Below are 19,810 nucleotides of genomic sequence, written 5' to 3' on the forward strand. Positions count from 1 at the left end.
GGCTATGTCATTTCAACTCACCATAAAAGTCGAGCATCGCGTTAAGTCGAGCATCGCGTTAAATAATGTACAAGGTATGTTATTAGCATCATCTCCATATGAAAGTATGAATAAATTTGTCCAGTAAGCTCCGCAGAGCCGCATAGCGTCTCTGTCCTGCCGGATAACAAGCGATGTTTAGGTATGATACCGCCTTTTATTCGGTGTTTTGATCGTGTCCCTGATCCGAAAGGCCCTTCAAACGCCTGCATTATCCTGTTGATATTATCGCTCAATGTGTGCGCTGGTATTTGGCCTATGCGCTGAGCGTGGCATTAACGTTGATCATTCAACACTCTCACGTTGATTGCCAAGCGCCCCCTCATATGCATTTATTAAAGTTTAACTTTGTTTAACCTTGTATAACTTCGTTTTACATAGTATGCTTCTTGTTCAACTGAAATGATTTGCTAAGAGGAAATAATATAATGAGTACAAAAAGTGAGCTTTTGGCGACAAAAGTAGATTTAAATCTAAAGAATGCTTTTATGGCCATTGCACAAAGTAAACACCGTTCAGCGTCTCAAATCTTGCGGGATTTGATCCGATTGTATGTAGAAAGCAATCAAGTTCCTAATGCTGAGACGCTAAATACGTTCAAAAAAACCGATCAAGGAGAAGACATTTTCTACGCTAAAGATGTAAACGATCTTTTTAAACAACTGGATATTTAAACATGCGTTCTATCAGTTATTCAGGCAAGTTTAAAAAGGATTTAAAATTAGCAAAAAAGCGAGGGAAAGATATTAAAAAGCTTACTGATGCTATGCAGTTATTGATTGATAAAAAGCCACTGCCAGCAATATTAAATGATCATCCCTTACAAGGAGACTGGAAACCCCGTAGAGATCTTCATATAGAACCTGATTGGCTACTAATTTACATTGTTGATGATAAACACGTACACTTTGATAGAACTGGATCGCATTCTGATTTGTTTAAATAACATAAAGCTAGTTTATAGTATCATAGATAAACTTGATCAGCTTTAATTTACCGACTTATAATCCCAGTAATTGTAATAATTTATTTTTGGAGAAATAAAACTGATAAGTATAATCAAACATGACGCACCATAAATTAAGGCTATTAGAGATATCTTTAAGGATAAAAAATGAAAAAATATGGAGCAATAGGAATATTAGTAATAATAACTATAGGTTTTGGGATGTTCAACGTATGGAAAGAAGCTAACAATGTCATAAATTCCATTGGTGAAGAGTACATCAATAAACTAAATAAAGGGAATACAAAATGAATAAATTTGAAGAGAATATGACTGAACAAGAAAGGTTAGAGTATAGAAAAAAAGAAAGAGGAAGCAGATAGGCGCAACTTACGTAAAATTTTACACATAGGATTGTGTTTGATGGTCGTATCTGTTGCTGCTGCATTGGTCAGAAATTATGATGAGATGAACATTGATACTACGCTTAAGCTGATTCAGGCTCTGGGCTTTTTTCTATCAATAATTTGTTTTGGCTGTGTACTTGGCGTTAGTGCGTTTCAATATTTGTGCCGGATTTTTGGTATAAAGCTAAATTAGGTACATATTCCCTGTTAGTATGCCCCTATAACATTTGTTGCTATGCAAACATCACAACTATTTAATTTTATTAAAAGAAAATAATAATTATGAGAAAAGGTAAGAACAACATAAGAAAAAAAATACGAAAGGAAACTAAACACCAACTAAAAGAAAGAGTTATAGATAATATTATTGCATGGACAGTAACATTTGTTTTGATTATCCCTATTGTTCTTTGTGGTTTTTTAACAAAATTCACCAAAGATACTATTGCTAACAATATTATAGCCTCTGCTACATTCGGGCTTTTTCTTGCTGCTGTAGCTACGCTATTCATAGTGTTCTGTGACTTTGCTAGAAAGAAACCAAATACGTGAGATTAATTTAGTCACAACAAACAAAGGTAGTGGGTAGTGCTACGTAAAAAACACAACATATAACCCCAGTGAAATTATCCTCGATTTTACGTAGCGCAACCGAAAAAATTGGGTTCAGATAAGATTATGTTCAATCACACAACAGTTGGTGTATTGATTTTTGATAGCTAATGCCATGAGAAATAAGGGGTATAGCACAGACAGTTGGCTACCATGCAAGTATTTTCTGCTAGAATCTGTGGTGTTAATTTTTATCAGGAGTTACGTAAGCAAAATACCTGTACCACAAGGAACACAAATGAAAAAATTGCTATCTCTTTTTATCGCGATGAATTTATTCGGTTTCAGTGCTTCAAGTCAGGCAGAAGATTTGTTACAAGTCTATAAACAGGCGAAAGAAACTAACCCTGAATTGCTTAAGGCACTGGCTGAACGCAATTCGGTTTTTCAAGGAATCAACATAGCCCGTAGCCCATTGCTACCAAAGTTAGATTTGAAGGCGAATGCCAAATATAACAAAAAATTTCGCAATAGTGAGCAAGAAGGTTACGGATCTAATGTGAGTTTAATGTTAGAACAAACAATTTTTGATATGGCTAAATGGAGTAAACTCAATCAGGCTGAAAAACTCGCCAGTATTGCCGATATTGATTACCAGAACGCTCAACAAAACATAAAGTCAAATTTATTAAAAGACATAGTGCCTTTGCAATCGGGATAGGCTGTGCAACCCCAGAATCTCGATGCGCGTTTTTTTCCAAGAGCTTTCCCTTTTCTGAGCCTCATTGGACTACCGCAATCTGGACAGTCCGGACAATTCTCTGCCTCGATACGCTTCTCAGGTTTGCCACGGTTATCAGAGAAGGTTTTCTTGCAAGCCTCGTTCTGACAGCCCCAGAAGAAACCGTGTTTGCTTTTGATTCGGTACATCTCACCGCCGCAGTGAAAACATTCATACGAAGGTGGCTTCGCACCCTCAAAGGCTTTCGCCATAGCTCCGCCTTCTTTGGTCAGCTCAGGAGCTGCTACCGTTAGTTGCTCAATCATTTGGCAGATCCAAGATGAGATTTGCTTCATGAAGACAGACATGTTTCCGGAGCCGGTGGCGACTTTTTCAAGTTCTTGCTCCCAAGCCGCAGTCATACCAGGTGACTTGATTGCTGGTGGAAGCACGGCAATAAGTGCATGAGCCTTATCTGTTGCAAGCAGTACCTTTTTCTGACGCTTGAAATAGCCTTTATCGACAGCGCCCAGGATGATGCTGGCGCGTGTTGCTGGAGTGCCCAAGCCGGCTGTGTCTTTGAGGATCTGCTTGAACTTCTCCTCAGTCACAAACCGAGCAATGTTCTCCATCGCGGCAAGTAATGTGGCTTCTGTGAAGTGTGGCGCTGGCCTCGTCATTTTGTTTGCCAACTCAGCACCATTAAGCAAGGCAGGTTCGCCCTGACTAACCCTAGGGAGCTTCTCCTGCTCAACCGGCGTGTCGGTATCTTCACCCTCATCCTTGGGGCTGCTTTCGCTGTCAGAAGCAAACAAAACCTTCCAGCCTTGTTTGGCCGGTGTCTTACCCGAAGCTGCAAAGAGGTGATGTTCACATTGCACCTCGATGGAGGTTTTGGTGAACTCGAACTCGCTGTAGAACTGCGCGATGTAGAAACGACGGATGGCGTCGTAGAGATTTAACTCGATCTCAGACATGGCGCTGATGTCTGTTCTGGCCGGTGTTGGAATGATCGCGTGGTGCGCGGTCACTTTAGAGTCATTGAATACTCTGGACTTGCGGTGAGGGTCTGCGCCAGCTATCAGCCCTGAGACGTGCTGATCGGACAAAATAAGCGCCTGTAGGATGTCAAGAATGTCCTCCTTTTGGCTCTCAGGTAGGTAGCGACTGTCGGTACGAGGGTAGGTTGTAGCTTTGTGTGTCTCGTACAGGGCTTGAGCTGCATCCAGAACCTGCTGAGCGGTATATCCCCATCGTTTGCTTGCGTATTGTTGCAACGAAGTTAGATCGAAGGGGTGGGGGGCAGACTCTTTACCTGGTTTGGTCTCTGCTTTGCTGATAACAGCATTCTCCCTATTGACTTGGGAGGCCACCTGTTCGGCATAGGCCTTATTAACGCATCGGCCTTGCTCGTCACTGCACTCTTCGGGTGGTATCCATTGGGCGACAAACTGACCATTTTGCACGGACACGTTCACTCCCAGAGTCCAGTAAGGGGAAGGGGTAAAACCAGCGATCTCTCGGTCCCGTTGACACACAAGCGCGACGGTTGGGGTGATAACCCGGCCAACGTGAAGTGTGTGGTTGAAGCCTATATCTCGGGCCAACACTGTATAGAGGCGGCTTACGTTCATCCCCACCAGCCAGTCAGCACGTTGCCTTGCCAGAGCTGCGTAGTAGAGCGAGACGGTTTCGTTGCCGTCCTTAACATTGTTCAGTGCTTTCTTAATGCTTGATTCATCGAGAGCCGTCAAACAAACACGGCGAACAGGGCCAGAATAACGAAATCGATCCAGAAGCGACCGGGCGATGGCTTCACCTTCGCGGTCGTAGTCGGTAGAGATGTAGATAGTGCTGGCCTTTTTAACCAGGCCCTCAACGATTTTGTACTGCTTGAACGCATTCTTGCGAACGTTGTACCGCCAGGAGTCAGGAGCAATGGGGAGAGTCTCCAGTGACCATGACTTGTATCGTTCATCATAGTCGTCCGGCATATACAATTCCAGAAGGTGCCCGAAGGCCCAGGTAATGACTCTGTTTCCTCCATCGTGGAGAAACCCATCGCCTCTTTGTGATGCCTTCATTACACCAGCCAAATCTTTGGCCTGAGAAGGCTTTTCGCAGATATAAAGATCCATTAAGCGCTCCCTTCATCTTTGATTCCAGATTCGCCAGCTCAGTCCAGTTTTGTGCTAGACCTTTTACCTCGGGATAGTCTCTGGAGAGGTTTTCGAGGACTCCAGAAATGACATAGGCCGCTTCGCGGGAATTACCCCTCGAACAGACCTCCTGGAGCATAATTGATAAAGCGTCATAGAGCTCAGCCTTTCGACCGGGCTCCGTGTGGTTTCTTATTTCAGAGCTTTGCATGGGTTCACCACTGAATAGGGACGCACGGACTTGCGCACAATACGGCGGTCTACGTTGGTTATAGCCTGATTGGTGCAAAAGTGCGTCCAGGCATTCAGGTAATCTTGATAGGTGTGGGTGGGCGGTATGCAGCCAGTTACAACGTCTTTGGGAATGTTCGTGGCACCCTCAGCCTCAATAAAGCGCCAATCGTGTTCGTCCATACCTTTGCCGCTATCGCAATAGCGTTCCCAGCGTGACAACTCGTACAGCGAGTAGCCTTTGCCTTTATTCATGGACTTGAATGTGTTGATGGCTTCGTTTATATCACCGTGCTGTTTGATCCCTGCCGGGGTTTTGTCTGATCCATCGGAGCCATCTTTGGCCTTGTTCATCGTCGCGCTGACATTACTGTCGCCAAGCACATGGATATAACCAGGTTGGCGCACTGCCGCGCCACCGCGCCCCATGTTGTCCCATTCCATAGACAGATTCCGGCTGACTCGGGCCGGTTTGTCATTCTTGGCTGGAGCGGGATGGGGCTGAGGCTTTTGCTCGGGGGCGTTAGAGGAACACCCGATCAGAATTGCCACTCCCAGAATTGTTATCAGTTGTCTCATCGTGCCTTTCCTCATCAAAATTTGTCGATGAGCCCATTCTAAAAGGAGGGAGATGGAAAGCTGGTTTCTCAAACTGCCCAAATTGGACAGATAGGCGTGTGTACGATCTAAAGGTGTTTTTGAGAGCATGTAGCGACGAAAAATACGATAGGAATATGGTCAACCTACATGCTGAGAGCTCTGAACAAGTTATTTGGTGGGCGAAGTGGGGTGATCGAGACCGCGCCAAACGCCAGAGTGTTGCCGCTTAAAGACGTGGAAGATGACGAAATCCCTCGATACCCGCCTTTTGCCAAGGGCCTGCCAGTGGCCCCGCTAGACAAGATACTGGCAACCCAAGCTGAACTGATTGAGAAAGTGCGGAACTCTCTCGGTTTCACTGTGGACGACTTCAACCGGCTGGTTCTGCCGGTGATCCAGCGGTATGCCGCGTTTGTTCACCTGTTACCAGCTTCCGAATCTCACCACCATCGTGGCGCTGGTGGCCTGTTTCGGCATGGACTTGAAGTTGCCTTTTGGGCGGCTCAGGCCTCGGAGTCGGTTATCTTCTCCATCGAGGGGACGCCTCGGGAACGCCGCGACAATGAACCGCGTTGGCGACTTGCCAGTTGTTTTTCCGGATTGCTGCATGACGTTGGCAAACCGCTCTCAGATGTGTCCATTACGGACAAAGACGGGTCGATCACATGGAATCCGTATTCCGAGTTACTTCATGACTGGGCACACCGTCACGAAATAGACCGCTACTTTATCCGGTGGCGCGATAAGCGACACAAACGACACGAGCAATTCTCGCTGCTGGCGGTGGATCGAATCATTCCGGCTGAGACTCGGGAATTTCTGTCCAAGTCTGGCCCATCCATTATTGAAGCGATGCTGGAAGCGATCTCGGGAACCAGCGTCAACCAGCCAGTTACTAAGTTGATGCTTCGTGCTGACCAAGAGAGTGTTTCAAGGGATCTTCGCCAAAGTCGTCTTGATGTGGACGAGTTCTCTTATGGTGTACCTGTAGAGCGGTACGTGTTCGATGCTATCCGTCGCCTGGTGAAAACCGGGAAATGGAAAGTCAATGAGCTTGGCGCGAAAGTTTGGCACCTCAACCAAGGTGTTTTCATCGCATGGAAACACCTTGGCGACCTCTACGACTTGATCAGCCACGACAAGATCCCTGGTATCCCAAGAGATCCAGACACGTTGGCGGACATTCTCATCGAGCGCGGTTTTGCTGTGCCAAACACTGTGCAGGAGAAAGGTGAGCGTGCGTACTACCGCTACTGGGAAGTTTTACCAGAGATGCTCCAGGAAGCGGCTGGCTCCGTGAAAATTCTGATGCTCCGCATCGAATCGAATGACTTGGTGTTTACTACTGAGCCTCCTGCGGCGGTTGCAGCGGAAGTTGTTGGTGACGTTGAGGACGCTGAAATTGAGTTTGTTGATCCTGATGAAGGCGATGACGACCAAGAGGAAGGTGAAGCCGCTCTGAACGATGACATGTTGGCCGCAGAGCAGGAGGCAGAGAAAGCTCTAGCGGGTCTTGGTTTTGGTGATGCTATGGAGATGCTGAAAAGCACCTCTACGGAAGTCGAGGAGAAGCCTGAGCAAGACGATGCAGCATCAACTGAATCACCCAAATCAGACACTGGCAAGAAGAGCAAGCAGCAGAGTAAACTGGCCAGAGCAAAATCGAAGAGCGACACAGAGAAACAAGCCCAGAAACCAGAGGCAAAAGAAGAGTTATCCCCTCAGGACATTGCCAAAAACGCACCACCTTTGGCGAACGACAACCCATTACAAGCTCTCAAGGATGTTGGGGGTGGACTGGGGGACATCGACTTCCCATTCGATGCCTTTAACGCATCGGCGGACATAAGCAGCACTGACGCAACAAACATCGAAAGCACCAAAGCGGAAGGGCTAGAACCGCCGCAACCCGACTTTGCTCCACAAGAACAAAACTCCCTGCAGGGTGATGACTTCCCCATGTTCGGTGGTTCCGATGAACCACCATCATGGGCGCTTGAACCACTTCCGATGCTGACTGACGCGACAGAACAAACAATGTCCGCGCCAGAAATTCTGCATATGGACAAACCCGACCAGCAGGAAAAGGATGCTAAGGCACTGTTGGTAGAAATGTTGGTGGGGTATGGGGAAGCATCCGCGTTGCTTGAACAAGCGGTCATGCCGGTTCTGGAAGGGAAAACGACGCTGGGTGAGGTTCTATGCCTGATGAAGAGGCAGGCGGTCATCCTGTACCCAGAAGGAGCTCGGTCATTGGGTGCGCCGTCAGAAGTCCTCTCGAAGCTGTCCCAAGCCAACGCGATTGTCCCTGACCCGATTATGCCAAGTCGCAAAGTTCGTGATTTCAGTGGCGTTAAAGCGATCGTGCTAACACAACAACTTTCAGATGCAGTTGTTGCGGCCATTAAAGAGGCAGAAGCATCAATGGGTGGATACCGAGATGCTTTTGAGCTGGTTTCTCCTTTTGGTGCGGATGCAGTTAAGAGTAAAAACGTTCCGAAACAACAGGGTCAACAGAGCCGAAAAAAAACACAACAACAGCAGAAGTCAGACGCTGGTTCAGGGAAAGTTGCACCGACACAGAAGATGAAAGACAAGGCCTCCCAACAACCTCCGAAGGAGAAGAAAGCCGATGTTACCGCTGTGGTTGAGGACCAAGACCGCAAGCCGGTTGAAGAAAAGCAGAACGTCGCTCGCCTTCCCAAACGAGAGGTTCAACCAGCAGCTCCAGAACCCAAAGTGGAAAGAGAAAGGGAGCTGGTGGGGCATGTCGAGTTGCGAGAAAAGGACGAGGCAGAGGTAAGGGAGTTTGAACCACCTAAAGCAAAAACGAACCCAAAAGACATCAACGAGGAAGATTTCTTGCCGTCTGGCGTTACCCCTCAGAAAGCGCTCCAGATGCTCAAGGACATGATCCAAAAACGCTCGGGCCGATGGCTCGTGACACCTGTTCTGGAAGAAGACGGCAGCTTAGTAACCAGTGATAAAGCCTTCGACATGATTGCCGGGGAAAACATCGGCATCAGTAAACACATCCTCTGCGGGATGTTGAGCCGAGCACAGAGACGCCCGTTGCTCAAGAAACGTCAGGGAAAATTGTATTTAGAGGTAGATGAAACATGACAATGAGTTATGACCCGCTCGCCTACGAGATGCCGTGGCGGCCCAACTATGAAAAAAATGCTGTAGCAGGCTGGCTTGCCGCCTCCGGTGCGGCTTTGGCCGTGGAGCAAGTCAGCACTATGCCTCCGGAGCCCTTTTATTGGATGACAGGGATCTGTAGCGTGATGGCAATGGCTCGTTTGCCCAAGGCTATCAAACTTCACCTGCTCCAAAAGCATTTGAAGGGCCGGGACTTGGAGTTCATCTCCATTGCGGAGCTCCAGAAGTACATCAAGGACACGCCCGAAGATATGTGGCTTGGTAGTGGATTCCTGTGGGAAAACCGCCATGCCCAGCGCGTGTTTGAAATCCTGAAACGCGACTGGACTTCCATCGTAGGCAAAGAGTCTACGGTCAAGAAGGTTGTCCGGAAGATACAGGGTAAGAAAAAAGAGCTGCCTATCGGCCAGCCCTGGATTCACGGGGTAGAGCCAAAAGAAGAGAAGCTGATGCAGCCACTCAAGCACACTGAGGGGCATTCGCTGATCGTTGGAACCACCGGCTCTGGCAAGACTCGCATGTTCGACATCCTGATCTCACAAGCCATTCTGCGAGGGGAGGCCGTGATCATCATAGACCCGAAAGGGGATAAGGAGATGCGGGACAATGCCCGACGTGCATGTGAAGCTATGGGACAACCGGAAAGGTTCGTCTCATTCCATCCGGCATTCCCAGAAGAGTCGGTGCGTATCGACCCTCTGCGGAACTTCACCCGCGTAACTGAAATAGCAAGTCGTTTGGCCGCGCTGATTCCGTCCGAAGCTGGTGCCGACCCGTTCAAGTCATTTGGCTGGCAAGCACTGAACAACATCGCTCAGGGTTTGGTCATTACTCATGATCGTCCAAATCTGACAAAGCTCCGTCGCTTCCTTGAAGGTGGTGCTGCGGGTCTGGTCATCAAAGCCGTTCAGGCCTACTCCGAACGAGTGATGCCTGACTGGGAGGCAGAAGCAGCGGCTTACTTGGAGAAAGCCAAAAACGGTTCTCGTGAGAAGATCGCTTTCGCGTTGATGAAGTTCTACTACGACATCATTCAGCCTCAGCACCCGAACTCAGACCTTGAAGGTTTGCTGTCGATGTTCCAGCACGACCAAACCCACTTCTCCAAAATGGTGGCGAACCTTCTGCCTATCATGAACATGCTGACTTCCGGAGAACTCGGACCGCTCCTGTCTCCAGACTCATCAGATCTGAGTGACGAGCGCCAAATCACTGACTCCGCCAAGATCATCAACAACGCCCAAGTGGCTTACCTGGGCCTGGACTCTCTGACCGACAACATGCTCGGTAGCGCTATGGGCTCCATCTTCCTGTCAGATCTGACAGCGGTTGCCGGTGACAGATACAACTATGGCGTCAACAACAGGCCCGTAAACATCTTTGTGGACGAGGCCGCAGAGGTAATCAACGACCCATTCATCCAGCTTCTGAACAAAGGGCGCGGTGCGAAACTTTGTCTTTTCGTTGCAACCCAGACCCTTGCTGACTTCGCCGCTCGACTGGGCAGCAAAGACAAAGCGCTCCAGGTGCTGGGGAACATCAACAACACTTTTGCTCTTCGTATTGTTGATGGGGAAACCCAGGAGTACATCGCGGATAACCTGCCGAAGACCCGGCTCAAGTACGTCATGCGAACCCAAGGCCAGAACTCCGATGGCAAAGAGCCCATTATGCACGGAGGCAACCAAGGCGAGCGTTTGATGGAGGAGGAAGCTGATCTGTTCCCAGCCCAGTTACTGGGGATGCTTCCGAACCTGGAATACATAGCCAAGATTTCAGGCGGAACAATCGTAAAAGGCCGTCTGCCCATATTGACCCAGTAAGAGTAGAGCTATGTGTGACAAGAAGTATAGAGATTACGAGGTAGCCATCATGGTCGATGTGAACCCTTTTGACAGGGTTATGAATGAATTGAAAAGTCGTGGCCGCAAAAACGCTCACATCCTGAACATCCTTCAATTCGACTGGCCTGCATCAGAGGTCATCATCGAGAAGCTGAGCTGCTACATCACAGACGGGATTAAGGCGAATCAGGAGCCGGTGATTTACCCGATCATTGAAGAGGCTCTGCATCGCTACAGCCAGCTCGTGTTTCATGAGCAGAGAGAAAAGTACGAAGACCCGGCCAGAATAGGGGCGTTTCTGGAAACCCTGATCACTGAAACCTGCCGGGCACTGGAAGTGCAAATTGTCGATAGTGGCGGTGATTCATGGTCTGTCGATTCAGGAGAGCCGTTCTCACTGTGGCTTTCTTCCCATCCAGGAGAATTATCCATTAACCCGCAGCCCCACGAGGATGAGACCTCTTTGCGTGGCTTGCTGTATGAGCTCATCACCTGTGAGAGCGTGAAAACTGTTTTAAGGAGAACCGACTATGAAGAAGCCGTGGTTGCTGGTCGCATGGCTGTTGGTTATTGAGCTGCTGGCGATATTGCTGTTGATCCCTGGTGACTGGACCGACAGGGCGATAAAGCGAGAGTCTGTGCTGATGGAGCAGAGTCTTGGAACCGAAGCCAGAGACTGGATACAGGATAAAGCCTCTACTTGGTTCAGATCGAGCATCATTGATTCTGGGTTCTATGAGGGGATGTACAACACATTGGTCCCGTTCGAAGAAGAGCGTCAAAAATCCAAAGGGATGCAAGACATGGGTAAGGGGTGGTTTGTCTGGGTTAAGGGCCGCATAGAGTCCTTGGCTAACGTTATTTACCAGTTCTACATCAGATTGGCGCTTTTGACCGCGTGGGTTCCCTACATGCTCATTCTTTTCGTGCCTGCTGTGTATGACGGGATGATGACCTGGCGAATCAAACGCACTAACTTCGACTATGCAAGCCCTGTTCTGCACCGTTATAGCGTTCGCGGCACGGTGTACTTGATGGCGGGGTTGTTCATTGCGTTTTTTGTCCCGGTTGCGCTCGATCCTATCATCATTCCTCTGACAATGATGACGTGTTGCGTTCTGGTTGGCTTGACTTTCGGCAACCTTCAGAAACGGGTATAGGAGAAACAGCATGTATTTTTTAAACAAAACATTAATAACGATTGGGAGACAATAATGAAGTCGCTTGACTATTTCACGCCAAAGAACATTTATGAGTTTCTTATAGGTGTTTTTTTTGGGGGGGCTGCTAATGGGGAAATTGTTCTTGCAAGGGAGAGTATCTCATTTCAATGACAAACTAGCTTACATTCGAAAAAAAGAAGGATTGCGAATAATCGCAAATCTGTTTTCACGGACGCTTGAACTTGAAACAATATATGGGCGTCTCTTTTTACCGAAACGAAACGGGAACGATATTAAGAGAGGAACAATGAACTTACGCAACAAAATCCAATTGATCGCTGTGGGACTGATGATGGTTGGTTCCGTCATGGCAGTTCCTGATGCTCTAAATGGCTATGAGAAACTCAAGATTAAGAGCTTGGAAGTAGGTTGTCCAGGCTGTACGCTGGTGGCTCAGGATGTGCTGGAGATACGAGCTCAGAATTGTCAGCTTAAGAATACATCCCTTCCGATGATAGTTGACACCATACTAAATGACCCTATGTTTGCGTTTATGCTGGAGACATACACTGTTGCTGGTATGGATACAACAAGACTGTTAAGACAGCAGCAACTACGCACGTTGACTGTGAAAATCCGCAGAATTGGATCAAATTGACCCAACAAGCAATTAGGGGAGGCAAAGCTTGATGAATAAGACAGACTTCTTCTTTGGTGACGTTTACGAAGATAGCGACGGAATTTCTTTACCACATAACTAAGTTAAATGTTCTAGGAGCACGGAGAGAGGTTATTGTTGAGTGATGGTACTTCTCATCCGAGTTTCTGGAGCTTTATCGATAAAGTAGCAATAGCTCAAGTGAGCTTCATTGAGTTCTACGTCCGTCAAGACGTCAACGACAACATTGAAGTTACGTTGGCCTATGATATTGTGTTAAGAGATGTGGGTCAGTATGGTGAAGAGTGTCTTTGTTATCCACATATCCCCTGACTATAAGAGACGAAAAAACACACACTGTACTTAACGTGCAGTACAGCACAAGAGAGAAAGCCAAAGTGCATGACCAAACTGGCGGACATTGGCCGCTTTTCAACTTTCACATGTGAAAGTTTTTTGCCTCTCCACAAAATTCCCTCGAAGAAAGAACCCTCTTCAATGTGCCCAAAATGGGCCGTAACAGCACTGTGCCGAGATTGCTCAATTAAGAGATGATGAGCACCGGATGACAACTATCGGTTTTGTTGTAGGTGTGAACCTAGAACACGCATTTAATTTTCTCGGTTAAGGAGGATTTGTGAACGTAAATAAACAATTCTTTTGGTTCCTGATGAACGCTGTACTGATTTGCATCTTCATCGTGCCTGTAGCCGTTGCCTTCTGGCTGTCAGCTTTTGTAGCCGGGTTTGATTGGGCTCAGTGGATTAAGTTGGCCGCTGATGCTGTCAGTGGTGCAGCAAATGATCCGGCAAAAGCTTTGGGCACAGTACAAGCTTACTGGGGCATCCTCAGTTTCTTTTTGCTGGCGGCATACAGTGTCATATTTAAGTTTAAAACCAAAGCGAAGAAGCAGGCCGAAAACGTTGCAGCCTCGGAACAGGATTCTGTTGCGATCCCCCAGAATTAATAACTGGATCGGTGAAAGTGAAAGAGGTGGCTCAGGCCGCCTTTTTTTATTTGTCTCTGGAAGTGCCCGAAAAGGGCGCGAAGCCGTGGCAGAAAAGCAATGGTCCTGAATGAGAATACAGTCCACTAGGAAAAAAAGAGGGTTGTTATGAAGCCTGTAAAGATACCGCGCCGAGTCGATGAGCCACCGCATCTGTTGTTGTGGAGTGCAGATGAGCTGGCCCCCATGCTTTTGGGGCTGACGATTGGGGTCATCATCGGTAAGGCCCTGATCTGCTTTTTGGGAGGGTTACTTGTAACCAACCTGTATCGCCGGTTCAGGGACAATCATCCGGATGGATATTTGCTCCACATGATCTACTGGGCCGGATTCATTGTGACCAAGGCCAAGTCCTTCAAGAACCCGTTTGTCCGGAGGTATTTGCCTTGAACCTGAAAAAGTATCTCAAAACCTGGGAAGGGACCCAAATCGAAAACAAATGGGGTCGTATCTTTCAAGGTGGTCTTATCTCTATAGTCTTCCTGCTTGTGATCCAGGTTTTCAGTAAGGAGACTATCGTCACTATGCAACCGTTCACGTTGACGGAAGAGGCGTGGGTGACAAAGAGTAACGCTTCCCAGTCTTACAAAGAAGCTTGGGGCTTCGCCTTTGCTCATCTCCTCGGGAATGTCACTCCAGGAACGGTGGATTTTGTAAAGGAACGGATCAGTCCACTTCTTTCCCCGAGTATCTATCAAGACGTGATTGATACCATCGAAATTCAAGCTCAACAGATCAAGAACGACCGCGTAACCATGCGATTTGAGCCGCGTTTTGTTGAATACGAGTCCAAGAGCGACAAGGTGTTTGTCTACGGATACTCCTATGTCAAAGGGGCTTCTTCTAATGAGGAGCGTAGCGAACGCTCCTACGAGTTTGCCATCAAGATTTCTAATTACGCGCCCGTGCTGGACTACATCGACACCTATGTAGGAAAGCCACGCACCAAAACTGTTTTGGAGCAACTCCAGCGCAAAGAAGAGAACCGGAGAGAGCATGAAGAACAACGCTAAAACTTCACTCCTGGCACTGTACTTGGCGTTTGGAGCATCAATAGCCTATGCCTCGGATGACATCCCTGTTGTCCCGGCAAGCGTTATGAAAAAGGACGTTCCTGCCCCTGTGACGTCGGGACAAAACATCAATGAAGTAGTGGGGAATGTGAATGAAAACCCCGTATTGACGATGAAGCCCGGCGTGAACCAAATCATCCCCATTGCAATTGGTCATCCTAATCGTGTTGTAACACCGTTCAGTAATCCGGAGATTGTCTCCACTTCGCTGACTGGGGCAACCGATAACGGTCAGTGCGGTGAGGTTTGTATCAAAGAGAACGTGGTCTATGTCGCTACGGATAAACAATACCCAGTGACTATGTTCATTACGGAAAAAGGCTCAGAAGCCCAAGCGCTAAGCCTGACGATGGTTCCTCGTCGTATTCCGCCCAGAGAAGTATTTCTCAAACTCGATGGTGGTGTAGGAATAACCGGAGCATTTGCTAATACGAAGGCTGAGACCTGGGAACAGAGTCAGCCTTATGTCGAAACCATCCGTTCTGTGTTCCGTAAGATTGCCCTTGGCGAAGTCCCTCAGGGTTACACGATGAACCGTATCCCTGCTGGAGCTACCGTGCCTAGCTGTTCCCATCCGGGGATTAAGGTGGATTTCAGCAAGGGGCAATACATGATAGGGCATCACCTGAATGTGTTCATTGGGGTCGCACAGAATGTTTCTGACCAGCCTATCGAGTTCAAAGAGGCTTTGTGTGGAAGCTGGGATGTCTCTGCTGTCACTACGTGGCCGCTCAACGTACTTGAGCCCGGCCGGAAAACAGAACTCTATGTGGCTAAGAAGCAGAAGCGAGGAATTGCTTCTACTTCTAAGCGTCCGTCGCTATTGGGTGGTGGTCAATGATCAAAAGATTTTGGATCGAATTGGACCCTAAGAAAAAACGTTGGGTCTCAATAGCTGGTGGTGTTTTTGTTCTTTTTGCTGTCGTGACCATGTTCTCTGGCGAGCCAAAGAAGGAGGAAAAGCGAGGTAGGCAAGAAACCATCAAGCATGTCCTCACAGACAAAAATACCCGTGAGATCGGTATAGATTCGCTATCTGCCGATGTGAAGATGGTGTCTCGTGAAAACACCGACCTGAAAAAGGAGCTGGAGCGAGTTAAGAAGGAACTGGAAGAGACCAAAAACACCGCTGGAAAATCCAGTGATGTTAGCCGTGAGATGACTCGTCTCCGTCAAGACTTAGATCGCCTAACCCAGAAGAACATGGAACTGGCTAAAAAGGTGGAAACCGGCGCTGCTGGTGGAAAAACTACCTCATCATCAGGGGATGCCAGAGCCGATGTTTATGGTGCATCTGGCGGCGATGGTCAGTTCATGGAGAAAAAGCTCGATTACAAAGATCCTGCCTCCTTTTTCCGCGATGCACCGCTTCCTGACTCAAAGGGCGGAGCTCCGGCTACTGGCAAGGGTGATGGTCGTGACGCAACCAAACCGGGCATCCAAATCGTGAGCTACTTGCAGAAAGCGCCAGAAGTTGAATCGAAGGATGACAAAGATGATGAGTCTATTTACCTGCCGTCCGGCTCCATCCTGACAGGGATACTCATCAACGGTATGGACGCACCAACATCTCAAGGTGCCCGTCGAGATCCGTTCCCTTCGACCCTCCGGATTCAGAAAGAAGCCATTTTGCCTAACCGCTTCCGTGCGGACGTCCGGGAGTGCTTCCTGATTGTTTCTGGCTACGGCGACCTCAGCTCAGAGCGAGCGTACCTGCGCGGTGAGACCTTCTCTTGCGTTCGTGATGATGGAGGCGTCATCGAGGCGAAGTTGGATTCCTATGCGGTGGGAGAAGACGGTAAGGCCGGTGTCCGTGGTCGTGTTGTATCGAAGCAAGGCCAGATCATAGCCAAGTCCTTGATGGCTGGCTTCCTTGGTGGCGTGTCCGAAGCCTTTGATGTCAATCCGGTGCCGGTCGTCAGCACTAACCCTGGTTCAAATACCCAGTACCAGTCTGTGTTCTCTGGCCAGATGTTGCAGGGCGCGGCAGTGAAAGGGGCCAGTAAGGCTTTGGATCGCATCGCTCAGTTCTACATCGACATGGCCGAAGGCATCTTTCCCGTTATCGAAGTCGATGCAGGCCGTCAAGTGGACATCATCGTGACCAAAGGCACCAAGCTACAAATTCGTTCCACTGGGGGCACTAAGAAATGAAAATTTTGAACATTTTGACCAGAAAGGACAGTTCCAGAGGCAAGGCTCAAAAGGAACAGACAGTAAGATCCGCAAAGATGTTGGGGGTGGGCGCGGCGCTACTTGTTTTGTCGGGCTGCTCCACGTTCAACATCGGCAAGGATGAGTATAGCTGTCCGGGAATGCCGAATGGTGTTCAGTGTATGTCAGCGCGAGACGTTTACGCCGCAACCAATGACGAAAATGTCCCGCGTCCCATGAAACCAGAGGAAGTCGAGGCCAAAGCGGAAGCTGACGGCGGAGGTTCCTCAAACGTTTCGGCGAACTCATCTAGCTCCGGAGATCCGGTAATCGACAACTATGTCGCCCCGCGCCTTCCGGATCGCCCGATTCCAATTCGTACACCGGCACAGGTTATGCGGATTTGGGTAGCTCCCTGGGAGGACACCAATGGTGATCTCATCGTGACAGGGTACGTCTACACCGAAATCGAGCCGCGCAGGTGGGTGATTGGGGATGGCATACCGCAAAGTGAGCCAGTCTTGAGACCGCTGCAAACGGTAAAACACGAACCGAAGTCTGAAACAACCAAATAGGAGATGTTCTTGATGAACGCAAATCAGTTGGCTAATGCCTCAAGTAAAAACAACACACTCTTCCTCTTCTTGGGGTTGATGGTGGTAGCTTTCTTGCTCGTGCCGGATCAGGCCCACTCTGGTACTGGTGGTACAGCGTTTGACGACGTATGGGTAACTCTCAAAGATTGGACTCAAGGTACTCTTGGTCGAATCGTTGCGGGTGCGATGATCCTGGTCGGCGTTGTCAGCGGTATCGCTCGCCAGAGCCTCATGGCGTTCGCTATAGGTATCGGTGGCGGTATGGGTCTGTACAACTCCCCGACCGTAGTGGAATCTATCATGTCTGCCACTCTGGAACATGCAGAGAAGGTTATCCCGACTGTTGTACAACTCAGTAATGGTTTGGGTGTGTAAAAGACACTTAGCCGTTAGTGATCGAGTGATATGGGCAACCTAAAAGCTGCCCTTATTTTTGGTAAAAAGTCTAGGGGCTGTAATGAGCAACTGTCTTTCGCTTTAAACCGTGTGGAAAGATTCATCCCACGGCTTATTTGTTTTTATCATTGCATTGAGAATGACCAGTAACTTACGCATACAAGCAATGATAGCGACTTTATTTGGCTTGCCTGCTTCGGTTAATCTCTTGTAGAAAGCGCAGAGAACGGGGTTAAATCTAATGGCTGTTAACGTAGCCATATAAAGCATTCGACGCACCATTGCTCTTCCTCCAAAAATTGTTCGTTTTCCCCGGAAGAACCCAGAATCCCGATTAAACGGTGCAACGCCAACCAATGCACTAATTTCACGGCGGGTTAATTGACCCAACTCCGGGACATCGGCGATCAAAGTGGCTATTGTGGCAGGACCAACGCCTTTTACTGTCGATAATAAATCGAGTTTGGGACGATGATAGGCCTTGATGTGGTTAGATAACGCCGATTCAATGACCTTAAGTTGTTCTTGTATAAAGCTGATCATTAAAGTGATGCTTTCTCGCATTTCTGGATGGCAGCTTCCTAATCTTTGGCGCTCCGAGACGGAAAGTGTGACTAATTGGCGACGACGTGTGATCATGGCTTGCAGCACTTGTTGCTGAGCAGAGGGCAACACTCTGATTATTTTATCCCGATCTGTTTGTTGAGATAAAACCAGGGCTAACTGTGCCAGCATTTGAGCATTTATTTTATCGGTTTTGGCTAGATATCCCATTGCCTTAGCAAAATCACGGGCTTGTCGGGGATTGACGATAGCAACAGCTAGCCCTCTGGCCTGCAAAGCACAAGCAACGGGCATCTCGTAACCCCCCGGTTGCTTCTAATACAACTAAATCAATCTCATAGTTAGCCAAAGTAGATGCTGGTTGATCATGGCCTTCAGGGGTATTTGAGAATGTCATGACAATTCCCTGTGTACTAAGCGCAATTTCGAGTGAAGCTTTGGCAACATCAATACCGACACAAATCGTTTCAGTCATGGTTCTTCGGCGCCCATTCTTGCCAATGCGAATTTAGTTTCAAGCAACTGTTCGGTTTAGAAGAGGCCATCATCATGAACAGCACAACACTTATCGGTATTGATTTGGGTAAACATACCTTTCATCTACACTGCCAAGATCAAAATGGTATCGTAAGAAAATGACTCGGGCTAAGCTCATTGAATTTCTGAGCGTCACTCCTTGTGCAACTATCCGGCCTTCTATGCGATTTGTTCAGCCTCGCACGGAAGGTCAACAATGTATGAAGGCATCACATCGTGTTCGGGAATCTCTGGTCAATGACAAAGTGAAAACGACCAACCAGATGCATGCTTTCTTATTGGAGTTTGGGATCAGTATGCCAAAAGGCATCGCAGTGATTAAGCGGTTATCTGAGGTTATCTCTGAACATGACCTTCCTCCTTATCTGGTACAACTGCTCCAACGTTTGCATGCTCATTATCTGTATTTGGTCGGGCAACTCAATGAAATTGAAAAAGAAATTAATTCAACGCTCAAACAGGATGAAGGGGCCCAGCGGTTATTGACTATCCCATCCGTCGGCCCTATCACAGCAAGTCTGCTGGCTTCATGACTAGGCGATGGAAGGCAATGGGCTCACAGTCGAGAATTTGCTGCCTCTACAGGATGAGTTCCGAGACAGTATAGTACCGGAGGGCATAATACCCTTTTAGGAATAAGTAAACGCGGCAATAAACAACTCAGAAAATTGCTGGTTCAGTGCGCCCGAGTTTATATACAGAAACTGGCTGAATGGGTTAAAAATCAATTAACACGAAAGCATTTTTGCCTGATGGCAAAACTGTAAACATCAATGGCTCAATGAAGCCGAGGCTGTTGTTAGGTTCATCAGGTGCAGAACTCATTAAGGCGCGGGCACACTTGCTCATTGAGACGCCGGATAGATTGAAGTAAGCCCACAATGTATCAAAATTGGTGTTGCAAAAACGGGGGAGACCATAGATTGATGTTTTAAGGTCATCATCCAATCAACCCACATCGGCAACCAGACAATGATAAATACCAGTGCCACCATGCTGGCA

General features: G+C 48.0%; 20 protein-coding genes and 3 pseudogenes. 19 read left to right on the top strand and 4 right to left on the bottom strand.

Annotated features, from left to right (window positions below; translation table 11 throughout):
• Positions 1–214: 214 nt before the first annotated feature.
• From AAC147_RS02595 to AAC147_RS02620, 6 genes and pseudogenes are all read left to right on the top strand, one after another.
• Positions 215–311 (top strand): annotated as a pseudogene (locus AAC147_RS02595) (IS6 family transposase); the annotation flags it as partial.
• Positions 312–467: 156 nt separating this feature from the next.
• The gene (locus AAC147_RS02600) at positions 468–713 is read left to right on the top strand and encodes a hypothetical protein (RefSeq protein WP_047685491.1); all 246 of its coding nucleotides are present in this window, start codon (positions 468–470) and stop codon (positions 711–713) included.
• A gap of 2 nt (positions 714–715) precedes the next feature.
• A complete protein-coding gene (locus AAC147_RS02605) occupies positions 716–985 on the top strand; it encodes a type II toxin-antitoxin system RelE/ParE family toxin (RefSeq protein WP_047685493.1) in 270 nt (89 codons plus the stop codon).
• Between the two features lie 168 nt (positions 986–1,153).
• Positions 1,154–1,297, top strand: coding sequence for a hypothetical protein (locus tag AAC147_RS02610; protein WP_156115427.1), 144 nt, complete (start codon positions 1,154–1,156; stop codon positions 1,295–1,297).
• A gap of 377 nt (positions 1,298–1,674) precedes the next feature.
• Positions 1,675–1,944 carry a hypothetical protein gene (locus AAC147_RS02615; protein ID WP_047685495.1) on the top strand — a complete coding sequence of 90 codons (270 nt, stop codon included), beginning with the start codon at positions 1,675–1,677 and terminating at the stop codon, positions 1,942–1,944.
• 298 nt (positions 1,945–2,242) lie between these two features.
• On the top strand, positions 2,243–2,665 hold the full coding sequence (locus AAC147_RS02620) for a TolC family protein (protein ID WP_047685497.1): 423 nt from the start codon (positions 2,243–2,245) through the stop codon (positions 2,663–2,665).
• Here the strand turns inward: AAC147_RS02620 and AAC147_RS02625 are convergent.
• Positions 2,608–4,803, bottom strand: coding sequence for a DNA topoisomerase 3 (locus AAC147_RS02625; RefSeq protein ID WP_047685499.1), 2,196 nt, complete (start codon positions 4,801–4,803; stop codon positions 2,608–2,610). The two genes, AAC147_RS02620 and AAC147_RS02625, sit on opposite strands and share 58 nt — an antisense overlap.
• A gap of 213 nt (positions 4,804–5,016) precedes the next feature.
• Positions 5,017–5,634, bottom strand: a complete 618-nt coding sequence (locus AAC147_RS02630; protein WP_047685501.1) for a hypothetical protein — start codon at positions 5,632–5,634, stop codon at positions 5,017–5,019.
• A 210-nt stretch (positions 5,635–5,844) separates the two neighbouring features.
• Here AAC147_RS02630 and mobH point away from each other — a divergent pair, with 210 nt between their 5' ends.
• The 12 genes from mobH to traA all read left to right on the top strand — a co-directional run bounded on the left by mobH (position 5,845) and on the right by traA (position 17,686).
• Positions 5,845–8,778 carry a MobH family relaxase gene (gene mobH, locus AAC147_RS02635; protein ID WP_047685519.1) on the top strand — a complete coding sequence of 978 codons (2,934 nt, stop codon included), beginning with the start codon at positions 5,845–5,847 and terminating at the stop codon, positions 8,776–8,778.
• Positions 8,775–10,640, top strand: coding sequence for a conjugative transfer system coupling protein TraD (gene traD / locus AAC147_RS02640; RefSeq protein WP_081989148.1), 1,866 nt, complete (start codon positions 8,775–8,777; stop codon positions 10,638–10,640). The genes mobH and traD overlap by 4 nt, the downstream gene beginning before the upstream one ends.
• Before the next feature lie 49 nt (positions 10,641–10,689).
• Positions 10,690–11,235: a hypothetical protein gene (locus tag AAC147_RS02645; RefSeq protein ID WP_231571576.1), complete on the top strand. Its 546-nt coding sequence runs from the start codon at positions 10,690–10,692 to the stop codon at positions 11,233–11,235.
• Positions 11,192–11,821: a DUF4400 domain-containing protein gene (locus AAC147_RS02650; RefSeq protein WP_047685505.1), complete on the top strand. Its 630-nt coding sequence runs from the start codon at positions 11,192–11,194 to the stop codon at positions 11,819–11,821. The genes AAC147_RS02645 and AAC147_RS02650 overlap by 44 nt, the downstream gene beginning before the upstream one ends.
• A 310-nt stretch (positions 11,822–12,131) precedes the next feature.
• Positions 12,132–12,482: a hypothetical protein gene (locus AAC147_RS02655; protein ID WP_231571578.1), complete on the top strand. Its 351-nt coding sequence runs from the start codon at positions 12,132–12,134 to the stop codon at positions 12,480–12,482.
• Between the two features lie 637 nt (positions 12,483–13,119).
• Positions 13,120–13,449, top strand: coding sequence for a hypothetical protein (locus AAC147_RS02660; protein WP_047685507.1), 330 nt, complete (start codon positions 13,120–13,122; stop codon positions 13,447–13,449).
• Between the two features lie 147 nt (positions 13,450–13,596).
• A complete protein-coding gene (gene traL, locus AAC147_RS02665; protein WP_047685509.1) occupies positions 13,597–13,878 on the top strand; it encodes a type IV conjugative transfer system protein TraL in 282 nt (93 codons plus the stop codon).
• Positions 13,875–14,501, top strand: coding sequence for a TraE/TraK family type IV conjugative transfer system protein (locus tag AAC147_RS02670; protein ID WP_047685511.1), 627 nt, complete (start codon positions 13,875–13,877; stop codon positions 14,499–14,501). The genes traL and AAC147_RS02670 overlap by 4 nt, the downstream gene beginning before the upstream one ends.
• Entirely contained in the window at positions 14,485–15,402 is a 918-nt protein-coding gene (locus AAC147_RS02675) for a TraK domain-containing protein (protein ID WP_047685513.1), read from the top strand. Before AAC147_RS02670 ends, AAC147_RS02675 begins: the two co-directional genes overlap by 17 nt.
• Positions 15,399–16,715, top strand: coding sequence for a TraB/VirB10 family protein (locus tag AAC147_RS02680; RefSeq protein ID WP_052189780.1), 1,317 nt, complete (start codon positions 15,399–15,401; stop codon positions 16,713–16,715). Before AAC147_RS02675 ends, AAC147_RS02680 begins: the two co-directional genes overlap by 4 nt.
• Positions 16,712–17,290: a type IV conjugative transfer system lipoprotein TraV gene (gene traV, locus AAC147_RS02685; RefSeq protein ID WP_047685515.1), complete on the top strand. Its 579-nt coding sequence runs from the start codon at positions 16,712–16,714 to the stop codon at positions 17,288–17,290. The genes AAC147_RS02680 and traV overlap by 4 nt, the downstream gene beginning before the upstream one ends.
• A 78-nt stretch (positions 17,291–17,368) precedes the next feature.
• Entirely contained in the window at positions 17,369–17,686 is a 318-nt protein-coding gene (traA, locus tag AAC147_RS02690) for a TraA family conjugative transfer protein (protein ID WP_445286326.1), read from the top strand.
• Between the two features lie 102 nt (positions 17,687–17,788).
• On the opposite strand, the pseudogene AAC147_RS02695 reads toward traA, so the two are convergent.
• A pseudogene (locus AAC147_RS02695) lies at positions 17,789–18,746 on the bottom strand (IS110 family transposase).
• A 74-nt stretch (positions 18,747–18,820) separates the two neighbouring features.
• On the opposite strand from AAC147_RS02695, the pseudogene AAC147_RS02700 reads away from it, so the two are divergent.
• Positions 18,821–19,566: pseudogene (locus AAC147_RS02700) on the top strand (IS110 family transposase); the annotation flags it as partial.
• Here the strand turns inward: AAC147_RS02700 and AAC147_RS02705 are convergent.
• On the bottom strand, positions 19,526–19,657 hold the full coding sequence (locus tag AAC147_RS02705) for a hypothetical protein (RefSeq protein WP_255347686.1): 132 nt from the start codon (positions 19,655–19,657) through the stop codon (positions 19,526–19,528). The pseudogene AAC147_RS02700 and the gene AAC147_RS02705 overlap by 41 nt on opposite strands.
• Between the last annotated feature and the right edge of the window lie 153 nt (positions 19,658–19,810).

Source organism: Xenorhabdus sp. NBAII XenSa04 (genome assembly GCF_963866145.1).
GTDB classification, from domain to species: Bacteria; Pseudomonadota; Gammaproteobacteria; order Enterobacterales; family Enterobacteriaceae; genus Xenorhabdus; species Xenorhabdus indica.

What these genes read in the sequence shown, in the direction of transcription:
- AAC147_RS02600 (WP_047685491.1), top strand. Translation starts at nt 468, where the DNA reads ATGAGTACAAAAAGTGAGCTTTTGGCGACAAAAGTAGATTTAAATCTA.
- AAC147_RS02605 (WP_047685493.1), top strand. Translation starts at nt 716, where the DNA reads ATGCGTTCTATCAGTTATTCAGGCAAGTTTAAAAAGGATTTAAAATTA.
- AAC147_RS02610 (WP_156115427.1), top strand. Translation starts at nt 1,154, where the DNA reads ATGAAAAAATATGGAGCAATAGGAATATTAGTAATAATAACTATAGGT.
- AAC147_RS02615 (WP_047685495.1), top strand. Translation starts at nt 1,675, where the DNA reads ATGAGAAAAGGTAAGAACAACATAAGAAAAAAAATACGAAAGGAAACT.
- AAC147_RS02620 (WP_047685497.1), top strand. Translation starts at nt 2,243, where the DNA reads ATGAAAAAATTGCTATCTCTTTTTATCGCGATGAATTTATTCGGTTTC.
- AAC147_RS02625 (WP_047685499.1), bottom strand. Translation starts at nt 4,803, where the DNA reads ATGGATCTTTATATCTGCGAAAAGCCTTCTCAGGCCAAAGATTTGGCT.
- AAC147_RS02630 (WP_047685501.1), bottom strand. Translation starts at nt 5,634, where the DNA reads ATGAGACAACTGATAACAATTCTGGGAGTGGCAATTCTGATCGGGTGT.
- traD (WP_081989148.1), top strand. Translation starts at nt 8,775, where the DNA reads ATGACAATGAGTTATGACCCGCTCGCCTACGAGATGCCGTGGCGGCCC.
- AAC147_RS02645 (WP_231571576.1), top strand. Translation starts at nt 10,690, where the DNA reads ATGGTCGATGTGAACCCTTTTGACAGGGTTATGAATGAATTGAAAAGT.
- AAC147_RS02650 (WP_047685505.1), top strand. Translation starts at nt 11,192, where the DNA reads ATGAAGAAGCCGTGGTTGCTGGTCGCATGGCTGTTGGTTATTGAGCTG.
- AAC147_RS02655 (WP_231571578.1), top strand. Translation starts at nt 12,132, where the DNA reads ATGAACTTACGCAACAAAATCCAATTGATCGCTGTGGGACTGATGATG.
- traL (WP_047685509.1), top strand. Translation starts at nt 13,597, where the DNA reads ATGAAGCCTGTAAAGATACCGCGCCGAGTCGATGAGCCACCGCATCTG.
- AAC147_RS02675 (WP_047685513.1), top strand. Translation starts at nt 14,485, where the DNA reads ATGAAGAACAACGCTAAAACTTCACTCCTGGCACTGTACTTGGCGTTT.
- AAC147_RS02680 (WP_052189780.1), top strand. Translation starts at nt 15,399, where the DNA reads ATGATCAAAAGATTTTGGATCGAATTGGACCCTAAGAAAAAACGTTGG.
- traV (WP_047685515.1), top strand. Translation starts at nt 16,712, where the DNA reads ATGAAAATTTTGAACATTTTGACCAGAAAGGACAGTTCCAGAGGCAAG.
- traA (WP_445286326.1), top strand. Translation starts at nt 17,369, where the DNA reads ATGGTGGTAGCTTTCTTGCTCGTGCCGGATCAGGCCCACTCTGGTACT.
- AAC147_RS02705 (WP_255347686.1), bottom strand. Translation starts at nt 19,657, where the DNA reads ATGAGCAAGTGTGCCCGCGCCTTAATGAGTTCTGCACCTGATGAACCT.